A 16127-nucleotide genomic window follows, 5' to 3' on the forward strand; every position below is an offset into this window, starting at 1 on the left:
GACCGGATATCAGCCTCGGGGAAATGTCGAAATCCTATGACGCGTCCGATGCGTCGAAAGCATCGATCAGGCACCACGTCGCGATCGCGTTGCGAAGCATTTCGAGCCGCAACGGTTTTCCAAGCACGTCATCCATGCCGCTATCGAAGCACTGTTCGCGATGCGCCTCGCCAGACTCAGCCGAAATCGCGATGATCGGAACCCGCCGGGTCTTGCGGGCGGCCTCTTCCTGGCGGATCGTCCGCGCGAGTGCATAGCCGTCGATATCGGGTAGATTGCGATCGAGCAACACCATGTCGATCCGGTCCTGTGCGAGGTAGCGCAATGCGTCTTTTCCCGTGCCTGCAATCACCCCGACGCAGCCAAGTGCATCGCACTGATCCTGCAGTGCGGTCCTGACTGCGTCATGATCGTCGACGATCAGGATGCGTGCTGCACCGCGGTGCACCGGCCCGGCTGTTGCGCGCTCCAGTGTCGGCGCAGCCGTGACTGGCGGCGTCTGGAACACCCCCTGCTCTGCCGGAGCTGGCAATTTCACCGTGAATACGGTTTCTACATACGGCGTGCTTTTGACCGTGATCGAGCCACGCATCAACTCGACGAGCTCGCGGCAGATCGCGAGCCCGAGCCCGCTGCCGCCAATGCCTTGCAGGGGCTCACGATCTGCTTGCCAGTATGGTTCGAAGACTCGGTCGACGCGATCGGGCCCGATGCCGATGCCCGTGTCGCGCACTTCTAGAATCAAGGAGCCGAGGCGTCCATGACGGGCGGCGTGATAACCCACGTGCAACGTAACGGCCCCGCTCGCTGTGAAATTGATCGCGTTGACAAGCAGATTCAGCACAATCTGGCGCACACGAACCGGGTCAATCCGCACGAGCATCGACGGCAGCTCCGGCACATCGAGCTGCAACGCCAGTGCTTTTCTCTCCGCCCTCCATCGCACCATGTCGACTGTTTGACGGGCCCACGCATCGAGTTTGACCGTTTGGGGCAACAGAGTGACCCTGCGTGTCTCCAGGCGGGAATAGTCAAGGATATCGTCGAGCAACGTCAGCAGCGTTTCGGAAGCCGACGCGGCCGCATGCACACGGCAGGCCTGCTGCACAGGGAGCTGCGAACGCTGCAGGAGCTCGAGTGACGACAGGACCGTCTGCATCGGCGTGCGTATCTCGTGACTGACAAAGGCAAGGAACATCGCCTTGTCGCGCTTGCTGCGGATGGCTGCTGCACGGGATTTCCACATCAGGTATACAAGCACCGCGAACGTCAGCAACGTGACTACGGTCGCCAGTACCACTGGTGCACGATAACGCAGGATCGAGCGGAACGACGGCTTGCCGTAGTCGCCCAGCTCGATCGAGTCTCGTGTGATGCCGGCCGTCTCGCTGACCGTCATGGCAGCGAGTGACTTGTCGATGATTGATGCGAGAATCGGCAAATCGGCGCGGGTGAGCATTGCAAGCGACACCGGGCGATCGGCCAGCATGCCGGACATGTAAATCTGGCCAATGAATTGCCGACGCATGATCGGCAGGATCGTGACGTCGACACCAAGCGCGGCGTCGGCGTCGCCGTTTGCAACTGCAGCTAGTGCGAGCTCCTCGGTGTCGAACGTCCGCACGTCGAGCGGCACGCCGCTGTGACGGACGAAGTATTCGACCGCTCCTTGTCCCTTTATGGCAACGCGCTGGCCTTTCAGCCGCTGCAGGCCGAAGATCATTGAGGAGTTGTTGCGCGTCACGACGGTCAGTCGGCCGACCAGGTAAGGCGCGCTGACCCGAGCACCGGCGCCGGTGCGTTCGGGCACCAGTTCGCGCCAGACGCCCGGCAGCAAATCGACCTTGCCGGACGCGAGCGCCTCGTACGCGTGACCCCATTCCGTGCCAGGCACGGTCCGGAACGTGAGACCGGTCATCTTCGAGATAGTACCCAGGTAACCTGCAACGAGGCCCGCATGCTCACCGTTGTGCATGTATTCGATCGGGCGCCAGTTTGCCTCGACTGCGATATGGACGACCGGATGATTGCGAATCCAGCCAAGTTCCTCGTCAGTGAGGATCGCCTTTCCTCTGACGTTCGCTGTGCCCGTGCCGACCGAAAGGGTCAGCAGCATGGTCGTCAACACCTGACGAAACATGCGCGACACCGGAAGATGTGCGAAGGACGTAGCTTCCATGATTGATTCGCTGGGTATAGAAGCACCCGACGCCCGGCAGCGGGCGCCTAGCGCGCTAGAGATTGGCGGATGACGGCGTAAACGTGATCGTCAGCTTGTTGCTGTAGTTGCCAGGACGCTTCCAGACCGACTGAAATTCCGGTGTGTCGAGTGTCAATGGCGCTGGCGTGCAGACGACCGGCACCGAAATTCCCGGCAGCGAGACCAAGCGACCGGCACTGTTGTTCACGCCCTGAAGCCGCACCTTCTCGTTGTTAGGCAGTGCAATCTTCTTGCCCGCATACGTCAGGCTGAGCGCGTAATCGATGCGTGATTCGTAGCTGCCGCTCTTGTCCGTGTCGAGCAGGACCGAATACTGGCCCTTGTCACGGCGGTTGACGGTGAGACCGTCGCTCGCCGATATATCGAACCAGGTGCTTTGCGAGTTGTAACCGTCGTACAGGCACAAGTCGACGTTCGACGTCCCCGACAACCTGCTGCCATTCGGCAGCGCTCGCAGTTTGAGGTCGACGACGGGCGTAGCGGTCGCGAACTCCGGAAGATAGATCTGTATGTTGCCCTTGTCGGTGACATCGAGCTTGATCTCTGCACGGAACACCGCGAACACCGGTGCGCTGCTGTCGTGCCAGGATCGCAGATTGAGTCGCAGGTTCGCCTTCCAGGTTCCGCCCGACGGGAGTTTCTTCAACTCAGCGGCGGGAATCCTGACGAAGAGTGCACGCCCGTCAAAGTAGATGACGGAGGGGCAATTCTCAAGGGTCAACGTCCTCACTTGTTCTATCGGACTTTGTTTACTCCCAAGGATTCCTCCGGGAATGATAGCGCCCGAGCAAGTTCGATGAAGCTCCAATGCACTTGAACCCTGAAGAGTCAGTACTGCCGTCGCGCCGCTCTTTTCTTCCTTGAACAACAGCTTGATGTCGGTCGAGCTTCCGGTTGGTGACCACAGCCATACCGGCTCGGACGGACATGCACCGGTCGTCATATCGTTGAGAGAATCGCAAGTCCACGTGTTCTTTCCCCATTTGAGAGGGTCGTCCGTATCGTAGCCCCCCGATGCCCGGTCGAAGATGATGACATCGCCCACCGGAGCGCCACGATCGTATGTGGTTTGCACCGTAACGGCGCGCCCTACTGGCTGCTCCATTAGCGCCGACGCATCTACTGGGAGCACTCCTGCTGTGGCGGCGAGGATGGTTGCCAAGCAGCGAGTTCGAATGATCTGAAACATATTGATGACAGTTTTCGTATATGTTGTGGTTGACAGTGGAGGCACACTGTGTAGGCAAGCGCACGTTGTGTGTCATCGAGACGAGGCGGTCGCGCCTGCGGCTCGCTCGTGCATCACATTCGCGTAACGGCGCTCCAGCAGCTTGCGCACGCGGGCCTGCTTGCGTAGCGACTCCGGCAGCTCGTCCGGGTCGGCCATTTCGCAGTGCACCTTGCCCACCATCATCAACACATCCTGCTGACGCTTGACCTGCAGCGGGCAACGCATCAGGGTAGGACCGTCGACGACGAAGAGTTCGCTTTCCCTGTGCTCCATTTCTGCAACGAAGCCGCCCTGGCTGTCGATCAACGGCATCGAGCCATTGAGAATGACGCCGTCCGACAGCGGCATCCCGTTCTTCGAGAAAGCCTGCCCGACATAGGTGTAGCTGACCTTCGCATCGACGTTGCGCAGCGCAAGTTGCCCGGGCACCATGAACAGCGTGCGCTTGCCGAGCCCCTCGGTAACGCTCGTCGTTCCAGGAGCCGAGTGCGCACCTGCGTCGCTCACTTCGGTTGTCACCGGCGTAAAGGCCGACACCGGCAGCAATGCGCGTTGCCCAAAGCCCACTTTGATTCGCGTACCCGAATCACTGCTGAGCTCGGCCGCCATGCCACTCGCATCGTCGCGCTTTCCCACTTGCACGGCGAAGCCCGCGAGCGGATCCGACTGTGACGCGGAAGCGCCGAGAAAAACGCCCTGCCGCGCCACGGCGAACGACGACGAATAGCTTGCCGTCACAGACGGATTGTTGCCGCCGTTATCGCGGCTGTAGCTGTTCGCAACCGTCCCGGCGACGTCACCGTAGCGCCCCTTCCAGCGTCCCTGTATCGCACCGGTCAGACTGTCGATGCCGTCGCCCGACAGACCGAGCGCGAGCTCCCGGTAGCTATCACCCTGCCAGTTCCAGTTTCGGTCGAGCGTGTAACGAGTTTTCGTGCTGTCGCGATTCGAGCGAACGTCAACGCCCGCCGATGTGTAGGCGGACGCACGCCGCGTCTGCATCGCGGGCTCAGCCCTCGAAAGCGTCACGCCGACGTAGCCACCATAGTCGTTGCGCGCCACTGCGTTGCGATTCGCGTACAAGCCAATCCTCAGGTTCGCGCTGATCTTGCGCCACGTCATCGATCGCGAAAGCGCTACCTGAAACGCGCGGGACACCTGGTTGCCTTGATGGACAATGGGCGTCGCCCATGGTCGCTGCGACGCGTCAGTTAGTTGGAAAGGTGACCGCCCGACGCTCTTGTTGTAGGTGTAACCCAGCATCGCCGACCAGTTTTTGAGCGGAAACGACACGTTCGCGTTCAGCATGTCGTAGCAACCGATGTCACGATATGACGCCGCCGAGCCGCTGCACGCCGCTCCGCGCATTTGGTAGCGATATACGCTCCACGACAAGCCATTGACGAACGAAATCTGTTGCGTGTTGCCGCGCGAGCCGTCGTTCCCGACAAAGAGCGAACCGCCGGCGGATAACACCCCCTGCGGAAATGCATGGCGCCACTCAAGTGCCGTTTCGTTGTACACATGCCGGCCGATGCTCGCAATGCCGCTTGTCAGCGCCATTGCGCGCAAGAGCGGAATGCGCACGCCGGCAGCTGTTGCCATGCTGTCCGAAGCATTTCGGTCGGACGTGCGGCCAGCCTGCGCAAACCATTGCCGCGTGCGCGAATTGACACCACCGCCCGTCTTTGTGAATGGAGTCGTCTGCGTGCGCGCCTGCACGCCATTTTCGAACACGCGCAGCGTCAGCGGATACGTACCTTCCGGAAAGCGCGACGTATCGAGCGCGTTGACGCCGGCCTTCATGTAGACCGTCCCGAGCAGCTCTTGTCCACGGTACGCATCGATGCGCGAGTCGCGCGGCAGCAGCAGAGTTACAGGCGTGCCTTGCTGAGCAATTTCCGGCTTCACATAGGCGAGCGTCGTTCCGACACGTACACCGTCCAGCGTGCCGACAGGCAGCATCGTGAAGCCGAAGTTGCCACCTAGCGCGCTCGCGAGGTTGCGATTGTCCATGCGGCCGGCCTGCGCATAATGCTCGGTGCCGAGATCGTGACGGTAATAGAGATCCCGGAGCAGGAATTCGCTGTTCGATCCGCGCGAATAGTCCGCATGGGTAAAGCCCCAGTTTCCACCGACGAAGCTTTTCGGCGTAAGGCCGAGCGCACCCGTGCCCGACAAGGACAGGCTTTTGTAGTCGCGCCCGCCCGAAAAATTGATCGTCTGCTGATGGATCAGCGCGTTTTCTGTCATCGGCGACGGTTCACGAAAGCGCTGATCGCGCTGTTGAGTGCTCACCCAGTCACGCGAGAGGAACAGCTCGATGTTCCCATCGCTTTCGTCATAGATCACCGCAGCGCTGTCCGTGTCGACATACCCGCAGCCGTTCACGCCCGCCTGTCCGGCGCAAGCGAGGTTGCCGTTGCGGGGCATCATTGTCGACAGCGCGTCGCCGATCAGCGACATGTCTGCTGCTGGATCGATCTGCGGACCGAGCGCGTGCAGCAGGGGCGCAGGATTCTCGAATCGAACGGCGTCCGGCGTCACAAAGACGCGAAACAAGCCAAGCGACTTGCCTAGAAAATTGACGTTGATACGTTCGTCGTGCCCCGTCATGATGTCCTCGAAGCCCGGCGGCACAGTCGAAGCGGGGTAGGCAGAGGACGCCGCGAGGCCCATCATGCTTAGCGCGCCCAGGCATGCGACAACGGTTTTCTTGAGGTCGAATGGAACCATGCAGGCACAGGAACTTATTGCAAAGGACTACAAAAAAGGCGCGCCGCTAAGACGCGCCCGTCTTTACTGCGAAGAGGCTTAGGGTGTTACCGCTGCCGCTGCCTGCGTGAGGACTAGGCTAACGAGACCCTGATAGCTGCCGGACGCTGTGATGGGTGCGACAGTCGTCTGAGCGATCGACAGCGGCAGCACGACCGAACCCTCTGCCACGGTACCGGGGAAGGTTGTCGCGGCCGTCAGCGTTGACGCTGTCGTGGTCAGCTCATTGCCACCCAACTTAACCGTCAGCGCGACGTCATCCGCGCTAGGGTTCGTCTGGTTCGTCAGGGACGGCGAACTCGCGAGGCGAATCTGCACATCCCTAGCCGTATCGTTCGTGAAGATCTTCGTGTTCACTACAGCTGGCTGGAGACCGCTGCCCGGCAGATATTGCATCCGCATGGTTGTCGGCAGTGGAGAGCCGTCCGCCGACAACATTTCGAGTGTCGTGTCGACGGTCGCAGTGACGGTGATGTCCTTTTGAACAGCATGAGCCGACATGGCCATCAGGGCAGCGGCAGCGATCGGGACGAATTTCAACATTGGTTAGTCCTTATGGTTGGTTGATAAATTGGTGGGACCCGGTTGGGTTTCGTTGTTAGCGCTCGGCGCGTCTATCGCGTTGATGGGAGCCGTACGTACAACCTTCTGCTGTACATCTGACATTCCCTCGACTCGATATCGGATTCGCACATAAGGTGCGGAATCCAGTCCGTCCATCCTGAACTGCTGGTCTGGATAGACGCTGCGTTCAAATTTCTTCCACTGGCATGAAGAGTCTTCTGTCTCGGTCTGACAGGCACCGGCGTCAACAAGGCCGATCCGAACATTGCCGGTGTTGGTCAGAAGTCCGTTCGACACCTCGAAATCGGGAACGGGCGTCTTGGGCAGTACACGAACGAGCGGTGCCCACGAGATGGTGAAGTTGACTTTGCCGGACACCTCATCGTTCACTGCGGAATGGTCTTCAGAGAGCGACGCCACCGGTTCCATGTAGATGCGATACAGCACCTCCTTCTGAGGTACGCCCAGCGAAATCACCCGCACGAGCCGCGTGCCGCCAGCAGGCAATGCGAACTTCGCTGGCGAGATCACGACCGCGTCGTCGCCGGAGTTCATGCTGGTCTCCTCGCGCTCGTGATCTGTTGCCGGGTCTATTACGCGCTTCGCAGTCACCTTCACGTATTGCGTCGATTCGGATTTCGAATAGATGCGCAGCTCCGCGGCTGGCCCACTGCCAGCCCCGATGGAGGTCCCCATTGGATAGACCATCATGTTTGCGCTGGCGATCGGGGAAACAAGTGACGTTGTGATCGTGGCGATTAATGCCGCTGCAATACGGTATTTATCTTCAAATATGATCTGCATAACTCCTTGATAAAAATCCAGAATCGTTCATGCATTCATAGGTCAAAATGAATTTGGCGTTTACCTAGATGGCATATACGACTCAGTAAATGGGCCAACCATTACGATGCAATGCTTGTTGCTATGTAATATCTAGATTGGATTTTTACTAAGGGAGCGAATCAGGTCTATAAGAATTGGACTAAAAATCCCGAAATCGTGCGATTTGCTCAGTTGGAGTGCTGGCGAAGCTGCAGTCACCTGCTGGCCAGGCAACTTCTCATATGGGAGGCAAAGTGGTACACGATTGGAGGACGCTTGGCCGTAGCGGGCCGCAACTGCCGCCAAGCATAGTTGGCAGAAGGGCCGTGAAATCTGGCTGCGGGTCGGGTGATGTGCACAACCCGATGCTTCCAGATTGTTCAATCCACGGCTCCATGGTGCGCGGCGAGCTCATGCAGCGGTAGGTCAACGTGCTTTGACGGTGATATTCGTTTTGCTTAATGGCAAGTCCTGCCATTTATCCAATTTCTCAAGAGCAGTTAAGTATTTTGGGACGGCTTAATTTAAAGCCGAATGATTTAATATTTAAAACCTCTTGTCGATGCCAAAGAATGCTTGAGTTTTCAAAGGCTTGATTGTGAGGCATTTGCATTACTATGCTTGTATTAGGTTGCCTTACGCAGTGTGACTTCAATTGATCAGATCAAGCAGATCGGCTACCCATACTGGAAGATTGACGTCGATATCCAAGGTGGTTTCAAGCGTTAGTCTGCTCAGACTGGTGCTTGCTTTGGCCAAAGGTTAATGCGCATGGTTTGGAGTTGCAATTGACCAGCATTTTTCAACTCCGATAACGGAACATCGGGCGCTTTGGCGAGGCGTGTCTCATCAAATGAGCCTTTTGTTCTGCTACTTTTCACGTCTCCGTCGACTTCGGCACGGGATAGTTTTTCGTGCGCAGCGTCTCGCAGGTGCAACTGCATAACGCGTGGTGGCGTGCTCTACAGCGAGCGCCAAGCACCTCAAGGCAGCCGGGCTGTTCACTTGAAAAGTGAGTGGTGTGCGAGTCAGCGGCCAATATCCTTGACCGCTGAGCAGTCGTCTGCTTTATTCAGGGGTAATGCCTGCCGCCTTGATGACCTGCCCCCACTTGGTGGTTTCGGCGGCTTGGAATTGTGCCAACTCCGAGGCTGAGGTGGTCCAGGCTTCGGAGCCGGACATATTGAAGAAGGACTTGGCCGCAGCACTGTTCACGGCTTTGGCCAGCAATTGGTTGAGTCTGCCCGCGACAGGTGCTGGTGTATTGGCGGGTGTGTAAGCGGCAAACCAGTAGCCCATGTCATAGCCTTTGACACCCGCTTCCGAGATGGTCGGAACATCGGGCAACTGTGCGCTGCGCTTCTGGGTGGAATATCCCAATGGGCGCAACTTACCCGCCTTGATCTGAGGAACGCCCGTTGAGACGTCTGTAATCATCAGGTTTATCTGCCCCCCGAGGAGATCCGTGAGAGCAAGCGGATTGCTCTTGTAGGGAACGTGAAGGATATCGACGCCAGCGAGCTGCTTGAGCATTTCGCCTGCGACTCTGCTTGAAGAGCTGCCGCTGCCGAAACTCAGCTTGCCGGGATTGGCTTTGGCGTAGCTCAGCAGCTCGCCCACGGACTGATATGGCGAAGTCGCAGGGACGACCAGAACCTGCCCACCTTTGCCCAGACCTGTGATGGGGGTGAAATCCTTGACAGGGTCATAGGAGAGCTTTTTGTACAAATGTTCATTGGCCGCATGCGTCGTATTGGTCGTGATGAGCACGGTATAGCCATCCGGCGCGGCCTTGGCCACCGCTTGAGCCGCAATCATGCCACTGGCACCGCCTTTGTTTTCCACCACGACCGGCTGCTTGGTTTGCTCGGAAACGGCTTGTCCCAAGGCGCGCGCAAGCTGGTCTGTGGCGCTGCCGGCGGCAAACGGAACGATAAAGGTAATGGGCTTGTTTGGATATTCGCCCTGTGCAAAGGCCAAGGGGCTGAGTGCCAGGCTTGCACAGCATGCAAGAACAGTGCGTCGTGTCAGAAATTTCATGGTTTGTCTCCTAGTGGTTGTTGTAGCAATTCAGGGTGTCGGACCGGCCAGCAGTGACTCGAGATGGCATGGAACCACGACAGGCATTTCAAGCACCCTGAAGCACAGCGTTTTTCCATGGCTATCAAGATTCAGCGAGTCATTGACCCCCCCATCCAGCACGTTGTCGAGCACCAGATTCATGGCGTGTAGCCTGGGTAGCAGGTATCGCTGGACATGGCTTGGTTTGCGGTCTGCAAACAGACGAATCACGGCTTGCTCGGTGACTTGCTCGCACACCACTTCCCACAACTGCGGATGCCATGCAATGACGCTGATGTTGGAGCGGTTGCCTTTGTCACCCGTGCGCCCATGCGCAACTCGGTAAAGGGGAACGGTAAGGCTTGAGTTCATGGCTTACTCCTGATGCGACTTGGTCCAGTGAAAGCCAGTCGTAATCTGTTGCTGAGGTACCAGGCACGACACCATTCCCAGGCGCTGGCGCATATGGGTGCGAACGCCCCCTCCCCCCGCCGGGCCGCAGCAATACAAGGCATTTATCTCGCGTGGCAGACGCGCAGCAACTGCATGGTCGGCATGCTGCCAGGCCATGCGAAGCCGAACATCCCGGGATTCGCCGGCAATGCTTGCTTCAGTCAGCCAGTCGCTGCTGTCGTTTCCCCAGACGCTGGTTACGCCGATCAGGTCTGTTCTGAGGGGGGCAATATTCGCCAGGCGCCTGGATATGGTCTGGGCGGCCAAACGCGCACGTTCAGCAGCTCTTGGACCTGCGTAGGAGATCTCTGCCTCGGCAAACCACCCTGATTCGAAGCAGACATTGACTTTGAGCGTCTCCGGTCTCGGGTGGCCGATGACACCTTCCAGGCGCACCCGGTCAGGCCCAACCGAAATCACTTCTGCCTGAGTGATGTCGGCAACAACGTCTGGCGTGAGGTAGCAGGCAGGGTCATGGATTTCGTAGAGCAGCTGCTCCTTGACCGTCGCTGCAGTGATGCACCCCCCGGTCAGAGATGGCTTGAAGATGGTGCTGTTGCCTGCGCTGTCGATTTCGGCTATGGGATACCCCAGGCGGTCCATGTCCGGTACATCTTTGTACCCGGGGTCGGCGAAATAGCCGCCAGAGACCTGGGTTCCACATTCCAGCAGATGCCCGGTCATCGTGGCTCGGGCCAGGCGATTCCAGTCATCCCAGGCCCAGCCGAAGTGGGCCATGGCAGGGCCCACCACCAGTGAGGGGTCGGAGACGCGGCCGCACACCACAATGTCTGCACCTGCCAGCAGGGCCTCGGCAATGGGTCGTGCACCTATATAGGCATTGGCGCTCACCAGTTGCTGCTCTGGCATGTCCGAGCCCAGAGCGTTTTCGAGCAACTGGTAATGCGCGGGGCCGCTGAGGTCATCTCCATGAACCACTGCTATTTGGGGTTGGCGCGTTCCGAGCTCCTTGGCCAATGCCGCGATGGCTCGGGCTGCACCTTGTGGGTTGGCCGCGCCAAAGTTGCTGACGATTCGGATGCCGTGCGCGAGGCAGTCGGCGAGCACGGGCCGGAGAAACTCCACCATGAGAGGCTCATAGCCGGCATCGGGATTCTGACGACGAGCAAGTTGTGCCAGTGCCAGAGTGCGCTCGGCAAGCGTTTCAAAGATCAGAAAGGCAGGTTTGCTTTGTCGAACCAGCTCCCGCACGACGGGTTGCGCTGCATCAATTCGATCGCCGGAAAAGCCTGCCGCACATCCGATGAGCAATGACGTCGTTTCGTTTTGCACTCTTGTCATGAAACCTCCTGTTGCCCACTATAGGAAAACCGCTATAAGCTGTGAAATCGATTATTGATATTAATTAATCTGCATTTCAAATGAATCTATCGTCGCGCGATGTGCAGGCATTCCTGGTACTGGCCAAACAAAAGAACTTCACCCAGGCCGCCAGCATGTGCCACTTGTCACAACCGGCTTTCAGTGCCCTCATCCGCTCCTTGGAGCAAACGGTAGGTCTCAAGCTTTTCGACCGCAGCACAAGGCACGTGGTGCTTACCCGTGAAGGGGAGCGATTTTTGCAGTCTGCAGAGCGCCTCGCCGCAGAGTTCGCTGCCTGCGAAAGAGCGATGCGTGATACTGCACAACTGGCCCAGGGACATGTATCAGTTGCATTGCTGCCATCCCTTGCCGCAGGCTGGCTTCCTGAGGTGCTGAAGGTGTACACGGCCCGGCATCCAGGAGTTCAGCTGAGTGTGTTGGACGTGCTGTCCGAGCCATGCATTGCTGCCGTGGCCAATGGAGAGGCGGATTTTGCGCTGGCCGCCATACGCGTGGATACTCCCGACCTGAAGGCTGAGCCGTTTTGCAGTGACGGCTTCTATATGGTGTGCCCTAGCGACCATCCACTGGCGGACAAGGACGCGCTGTCGCTGGAAGATCTGACGCCCTGGCCATTCATCCACCTGGCACGCCACAGCAGCGTTCGTCAGTATCTGGATGCCGCTTTTTTCCCGCGAAAAATGCAGACTTTCGTTGAAGTTGAGCAATTGGCCACCGTGATGGGGCTGGTGCAAGCCGGACTAGGCATCACCGTAGCTCCCGCGCTGAGCCTGTTTCACTTCGACAAGCCTGGATTGGTGGCGCGGCACCTGCTGCTGCCAGGTATGGACAGGCAGATCTACATGGTCCGGAAGCGAGAGCGCAGCCTTTCATTGGTGGCTGAAGCGCTCTATCAATTGATGCAGGACATGCGTCCGGCAAACGCCTGAACCTCATCCCTGCGAAATCCAGGTCGCAAATGCTCGGCGATCGGCCACGCTGCGAATGCTGCCATGCATGAGGGATCAGCTCCTTCGAAACCCAGGAGACTATGGCCACGCCTGCAACCGCGAAGTGCGCGAAAACACAGCATGCATGGCCGGCTGTCGTCAGCCTGCCACTGCCCAGGTTTGCGCATCTACACGCTGTCCTCTCCTGGTCTTAAGCTCAGCTGCTTACGGGTCAGCTCATTGAAGCCACTTGCGTCCTCGCATCATGCAGAGATATCTCGCCTCTGTGCTTGCAGAGAACGCAAGTCGGTCATGCAGTGCAGCTGGCCTTGCTCAGCATCAATTTCTAAAGCCGCGGAGACATACATGAAGTACAGAGCCAGTCGAAAGCGCACTGCCGTCAACCTCAATTTCCCTGGCCGTCTTGCCGACGGCGCGCTGCGCAAGCTGATAGTTGCCGGGTTTGCGCTGGCAGCGCTGGCCAACGTCACGCTTGCGCAGGAGTCAAAGCGAGATGCCTTTTTCTGGCTGGGCCAGATCAACAAGGCTTCGGCAGTCATCAATACCGACGAAGGCCTGCTGGACAAAGCCATGGCGCCCAAAATTGCACGAGGTCTGCAGAGTGTGCTGGCGGCAGGCGATGCTCCCAACGGAAAACGACCGGGTCTGGTGATCACATTCGAGCCCCTGCTCATCGAAGCTGCCGGCGTGGAAGCCACTTTGCTGCATGCCGGGCGTTCAAGTCAGGACATGCTGGCCACCGTGCGCTCCGCCATACAGCGCGACGACATGCTGCGTCTGGCCAGGCAGCTGGCTCAGACCCGTGCTCATCTTCTGCGGCTGGCGGAGACCTATGCCGGCACAGTCGTTCCGAACTATACCAACGGGGTTGCGGCCCAGCCCAACAGTTACGGGCACTATCTTCTGGGACATCTCGCGGGCTTTGACCGTGATGCCCAGCGTCTTCACGAGGCTTTTGCACGCATCGACCAGTCGGCAATGGGCACTACGGTTCTCAACGGCACCAGCTGGCCGCTGAATCGGGAGCGCATGGCCAAGTACCTTGGCTACCCGGGCACCGTGGATAACGCCTACGATGCCGCGCAAATCCTGGCTGCGGAAATGCCGGTGGAGGTTGGCGCAGTTGCTTCGAGCATTGCCCTGCATGTCGGAGCTTTTGTCGAGGACGTGATGGTGCAGTATGCACAGCCCAGACCCTGGATTCTGCTCCGGGAAGGCGGAGGCAACACCTATGTCTCCAGCGCCATGCCTCAGAAGCGCAACCCTGGATTGCTCAACGACACCCGCGCCAATGCCTCGCGGGTCTTGGCCCTGGGTGTGGGGCGCCTCATCAGCCAGCACAATATTCCGCCGGGAATGAGCGACAACAAGTCTTCCCATGACTCTTCGGCGCTTGTTGGTGCCACGATTTCCACTCTTCAGGGGTTTGACAAGGTGCTAGGCGGCCTGGTCATCAATCCCGAGCGCGCACTGGAGGAGCTCAATCTCGACTGGACGGCATCCCAGGAAGTGGCCGATGTTCTGATGCGCAAGTACAAATTGCCGTTCCGCGTTGGCCACCACTTTGCGTCGGAGGTCGTGAGCTTTGCCAAGGAGCGCAATATCACCCCACGAGACTTCCCCTACGCCGATGCTCAGCGCATCTATGCAGCGACGCTGAAACACGAGATGCCCATCGAGAACGGCAGCCTGCCAATGTCAGAGAGCGAGTTCCGGGCAGCGCTGGACCCTGTGGCCATCGTGAAGAATCGTGTGACTGCTGGCGGCCCCCAGCCTGCGGAGATGGCCCGCATGATTGCGCGCTCCAGGCAAATGCTTGCCCAGGAGGAGCAGTGGACGGCCGAGCGAAGCAAACGCATCGAGACGGCCATCAAGGATCTTGATCGCGACTTCTCACGCCTGACGGCTCAGTGAAGAGGAAAACCAGAAAAGAGGCCGAAGCCTCTTTTCAAATGCATTGGTGGCGGGACAGGCTTTTTGTGAGTGACGGTGCCGCAAAGCCTTGATGCACTGCACCGCAGCCTGAATGTGGCCAAGAGGATCACTCATGGCCATTCAGGCAAGCCCTTCACCGTCAGCGTTTGTTGCCTTGCTCGGTGTATTGCGCGTACAGCTCGTCAGCCATTTTGCGCAGCGCACGACCTATGGCCGCATACTCATACTCGTTGAGATTGGCCAAGGAGGCGCGTCCCGATGGACGGTCCGATCCAAAGCCGCGCCCCGGCAGGAGCACGATCCCTGTTTCGTCGGCAATCCGGAACAGCATGTCGCCGGTCGAGGACTGCTTGACCGCCCATTTGGAGAACGCTTCGCCATAAAGCTTCGACGTCACGTCCTGCAGATCAATCAAGGTGTAGTAATCGACCGCATTTTCATCTCTTTGCGGAGGCGTTCCCAACTCGCGATACAGCGTTGCTTCACGACGTCGTATCAGTTGCTTGAGCGTGTGCTTGTACTGGTCGCTCTCGTCCATGAGCGCAAACAGCGAGAACAAGGTCATCTGGACCTGCTGCGGCGTGGACAGACCGGCCGTGTGGTTCAGGGCAACAGCGCGGCTGTCGGCAACCAGGCGATCTATGAATTTCAATGAACGCACATCGGGCAGCAGTGAACGATAGCGATGATCGAGCGCTGTTTTCTCGGACTCAGGCAGCTTGCCCAATGCCAAGTCGAAGATGTTTTCCTTATGGGCGGCCACGACACCCAGACGCCAGCCAGTGGCACCAAAGTATTTGGAGAATGAATAGACCAACAAAGTGTTGGCCGGGCAAATCGCAAAGAGCGACTGAAAGCCATCGGCAAACGTGCCATAGACGTCATCGGTCAGGATCATCAGATCCGGTCGATGTTCGGCCACAATCTTGCGCACACGCTCAAGGCTGCGCTCGTCCATCTTTACCGATGGCGGATTGCTGGGATTCACACAGAAGAAGATCTTGATGGCCGGGTCCTTGAGCTTGTCCAGCTCGGAGTCCGGATATTGCCAGTTGAGGGCCGGGTCGGCATTGATGGCTACCTCCTCCAGCGCATACTGGGCCAGTTCCGGAATTTCTATGTACGGAGTGAAAACCGGCATGCCGATGGCTACCTTGTCACCAGCCTTGAGCAGGCCGTTGACCTTCATGCTCTCGAAGATGTAGGCCATGGCGGCCGTTCCCCCCTCGACCGCAAACAGGTTCACGGACTCGCTGGGAATTGCATCGGCCCCCATTTCACGGATGATGTACTGGCGCACGATTTGTTCGCTGATGTTCAGCATCCGAGGGGGAACGGGATAATTGCAGCCCAGAATGCCGTCAACCATTTCGTGCAGGAAGGCGGCCGGATCCAAGCCCAGCTGATCGCGCACATAACTCAGGGATTTACCGAGAAAGCGCACGCCTTCCTGATCGCGGTTCTCGGCAATATAGCGCTCGAAGCGCCCTTCTATGCCCTCGATCTTTGCCAGGCCTCCCACACCGACCGTGGTCATATACGAATACGAAAGTTCCGACTCGGCAGCCGCGAACAAGCCCAGACGGAAAAATGCTCTTCTCGGGGTGGTTGCCAGAAAATTGGGATTGCCCCGCCCCGCATTGAGCATGAGGCGATTTCCGTCGCCCGAGGCGATCTTGATCAACTCATCCTTGAGCTCGAACGGGCTCAAGTTCGCCAGACTCTGATAATCCTTGCTCATATCGCAACTCCTTCCATTCGTCCTAGT

The 16127-nt window shown here is 58.5% G+C and carries 11 protein-coding genes; 2 read left to right on the forward strand and 9 right to left on the reverse strand.

The genetic code is table 11. The features are described 5' to 3' along the window. Positions 1-34: 34 nt before the first annotated feature. From DFO48_RS03975 to DFO48_RS04010, 8 genes are all read right to left on the reverse strand, one after another. Positions 35-2179: an ATP-binding protein gene (locus DFO48_RS03975; protein ID WP_114862579.1), complete on the reverse strand. Its 2145-nt coding sequence runs from the start codon at positions 2177-2179 to the stop codon at positions 35-37. A gap of 55 nt (positions 2180-2234) precedes the next feature. Beyond that, entirely contained in the window at positions 2235-3410 is a 1176-nt protein-coding gene (locus DFO48_RS03980; protein WP_114862580.1) for a CfaE/CblD family pilus tip adhesin, read from the reverse strand. A 72-nt stretch (positions 3411-3482) separates the two neighbouring features. Next, positions 3483-6188, reverse strand: coding sequence for a TcfC E-set like domain-containing protein (locus DFO48_RS03985; RefSeq protein ID WP_114862581.1), 2706 nt, complete (start codon positions 6186-6188; stop codon positions 3483-3485). A 78-nt stretch (positions 6189-6266) separates the two neighbouring features. Beyond that, a complete protein-coding gene (gene cblA / locus DFO48_RS03990) occupies positions 6267-6770 on the reverse strand; it encodes a cable pilus major pilin CblA (protein WP_114862582.1) in 504 nt (167 codons plus the stop codon). Positions 6771-6773: 3 nt separating this feature from the next. Continuing rightward, positions 6774-7595, reverse strand: coding sequence for a fimbrial protein TcfA (locus DFO48_RS03995; RefSeq protein WP_114862583.1), 822 nt, complete (start codon positions 7593-7595; stop codon positions 6774-6776). 1089 nt (positions 7596-8684) lie between these two features. After that, positions 8685-9656: a tripartite tricarboxylate transporter substrate binding protein gene (locus tag DFO48_RS04000; protein ID WP_114862584.1), complete on the reverse strand. Its 972-nt coding sequence runs from the start codon at positions 9654-9656 to the stop codon at positions 8685-8687. A gap of 30 nt (positions 9657-9686) precedes the next feature. Further along, positions 9687-10049 carry a hypothetical protein gene (locus DFO48_RS04005; protein ID WP_114862585.1) on the reverse strand — a complete coding sequence of 121 codons (363 nt, stop codon included), beginning with the start codon at positions 10047-10049 and terminating at the stop codon, positions 9687-9689. Between the two features lie 3 nt (positions 10050-10052). Beyond that, positions 10053-11432 (reverse strand): acyclic terpene utilization AtuA family protein, encoded by a 1380-nt coding sequence (locus DFO48_RS04010; RefSeq protein ID WP_114862586.1) that lies wholly within the window; start codon positions 11430-11432, stop codon positions 10053-10055. An 80-nt stretch (positions 11433-11512) separates the two neighbouring features. Here DFO48_RS04010 and DFO48_RS04015 point away from each other — a divergent pair, with 80 nt between their 5' ends. Beyond that, positions 11513-12403, forward strand: coding sequence for a LysR family transcriptional regulator (locus DFO48_RS04015; protein ID WP_114862587.1), 891 nt, complete (start codon positions 11513-11515; stop codon positions 12401-12403). Positions 12404-12769: 366 nt separating this feature from the next. Next, positions 12770-14338, forward strand: coding sequence for an argininosuccinate lyase (locus DFO48_RS04020; RefSeq protein WP_114862588.1), 1569 nt, complete (start codon positions 12770-12772; stop codon positions 14336-14338). Positions 14339-14498: 160 nt separating this feature from the next. On the opposite strand, the gene aspD is transcribed toward DFO48_RS04020, so the two are convergent. Next, a complete protein-coding gene (aspD, locus tag DFO48_RS04025; protein WP_003075087.1) occupies positions 14499-16100 on the reverse strand; it encodes an aspartate 4-decarboxylase in 1602 nt (533 codons plus the stop codon). Between the last annotated feature and the right edge of the window lie 27 nt (positions 16101-16127).

Origin of the sequence: Comamonas sp. AG1104, assembly GCF_003350425.1 — a bacterium.
GTDB classification, from domain to species: Bacteria; Pseudomonadota; Gammaproteobacteria; order Burkholderiales; family Burkholderiaceae_C; genus Comamonas; species Comamonas testosteroni.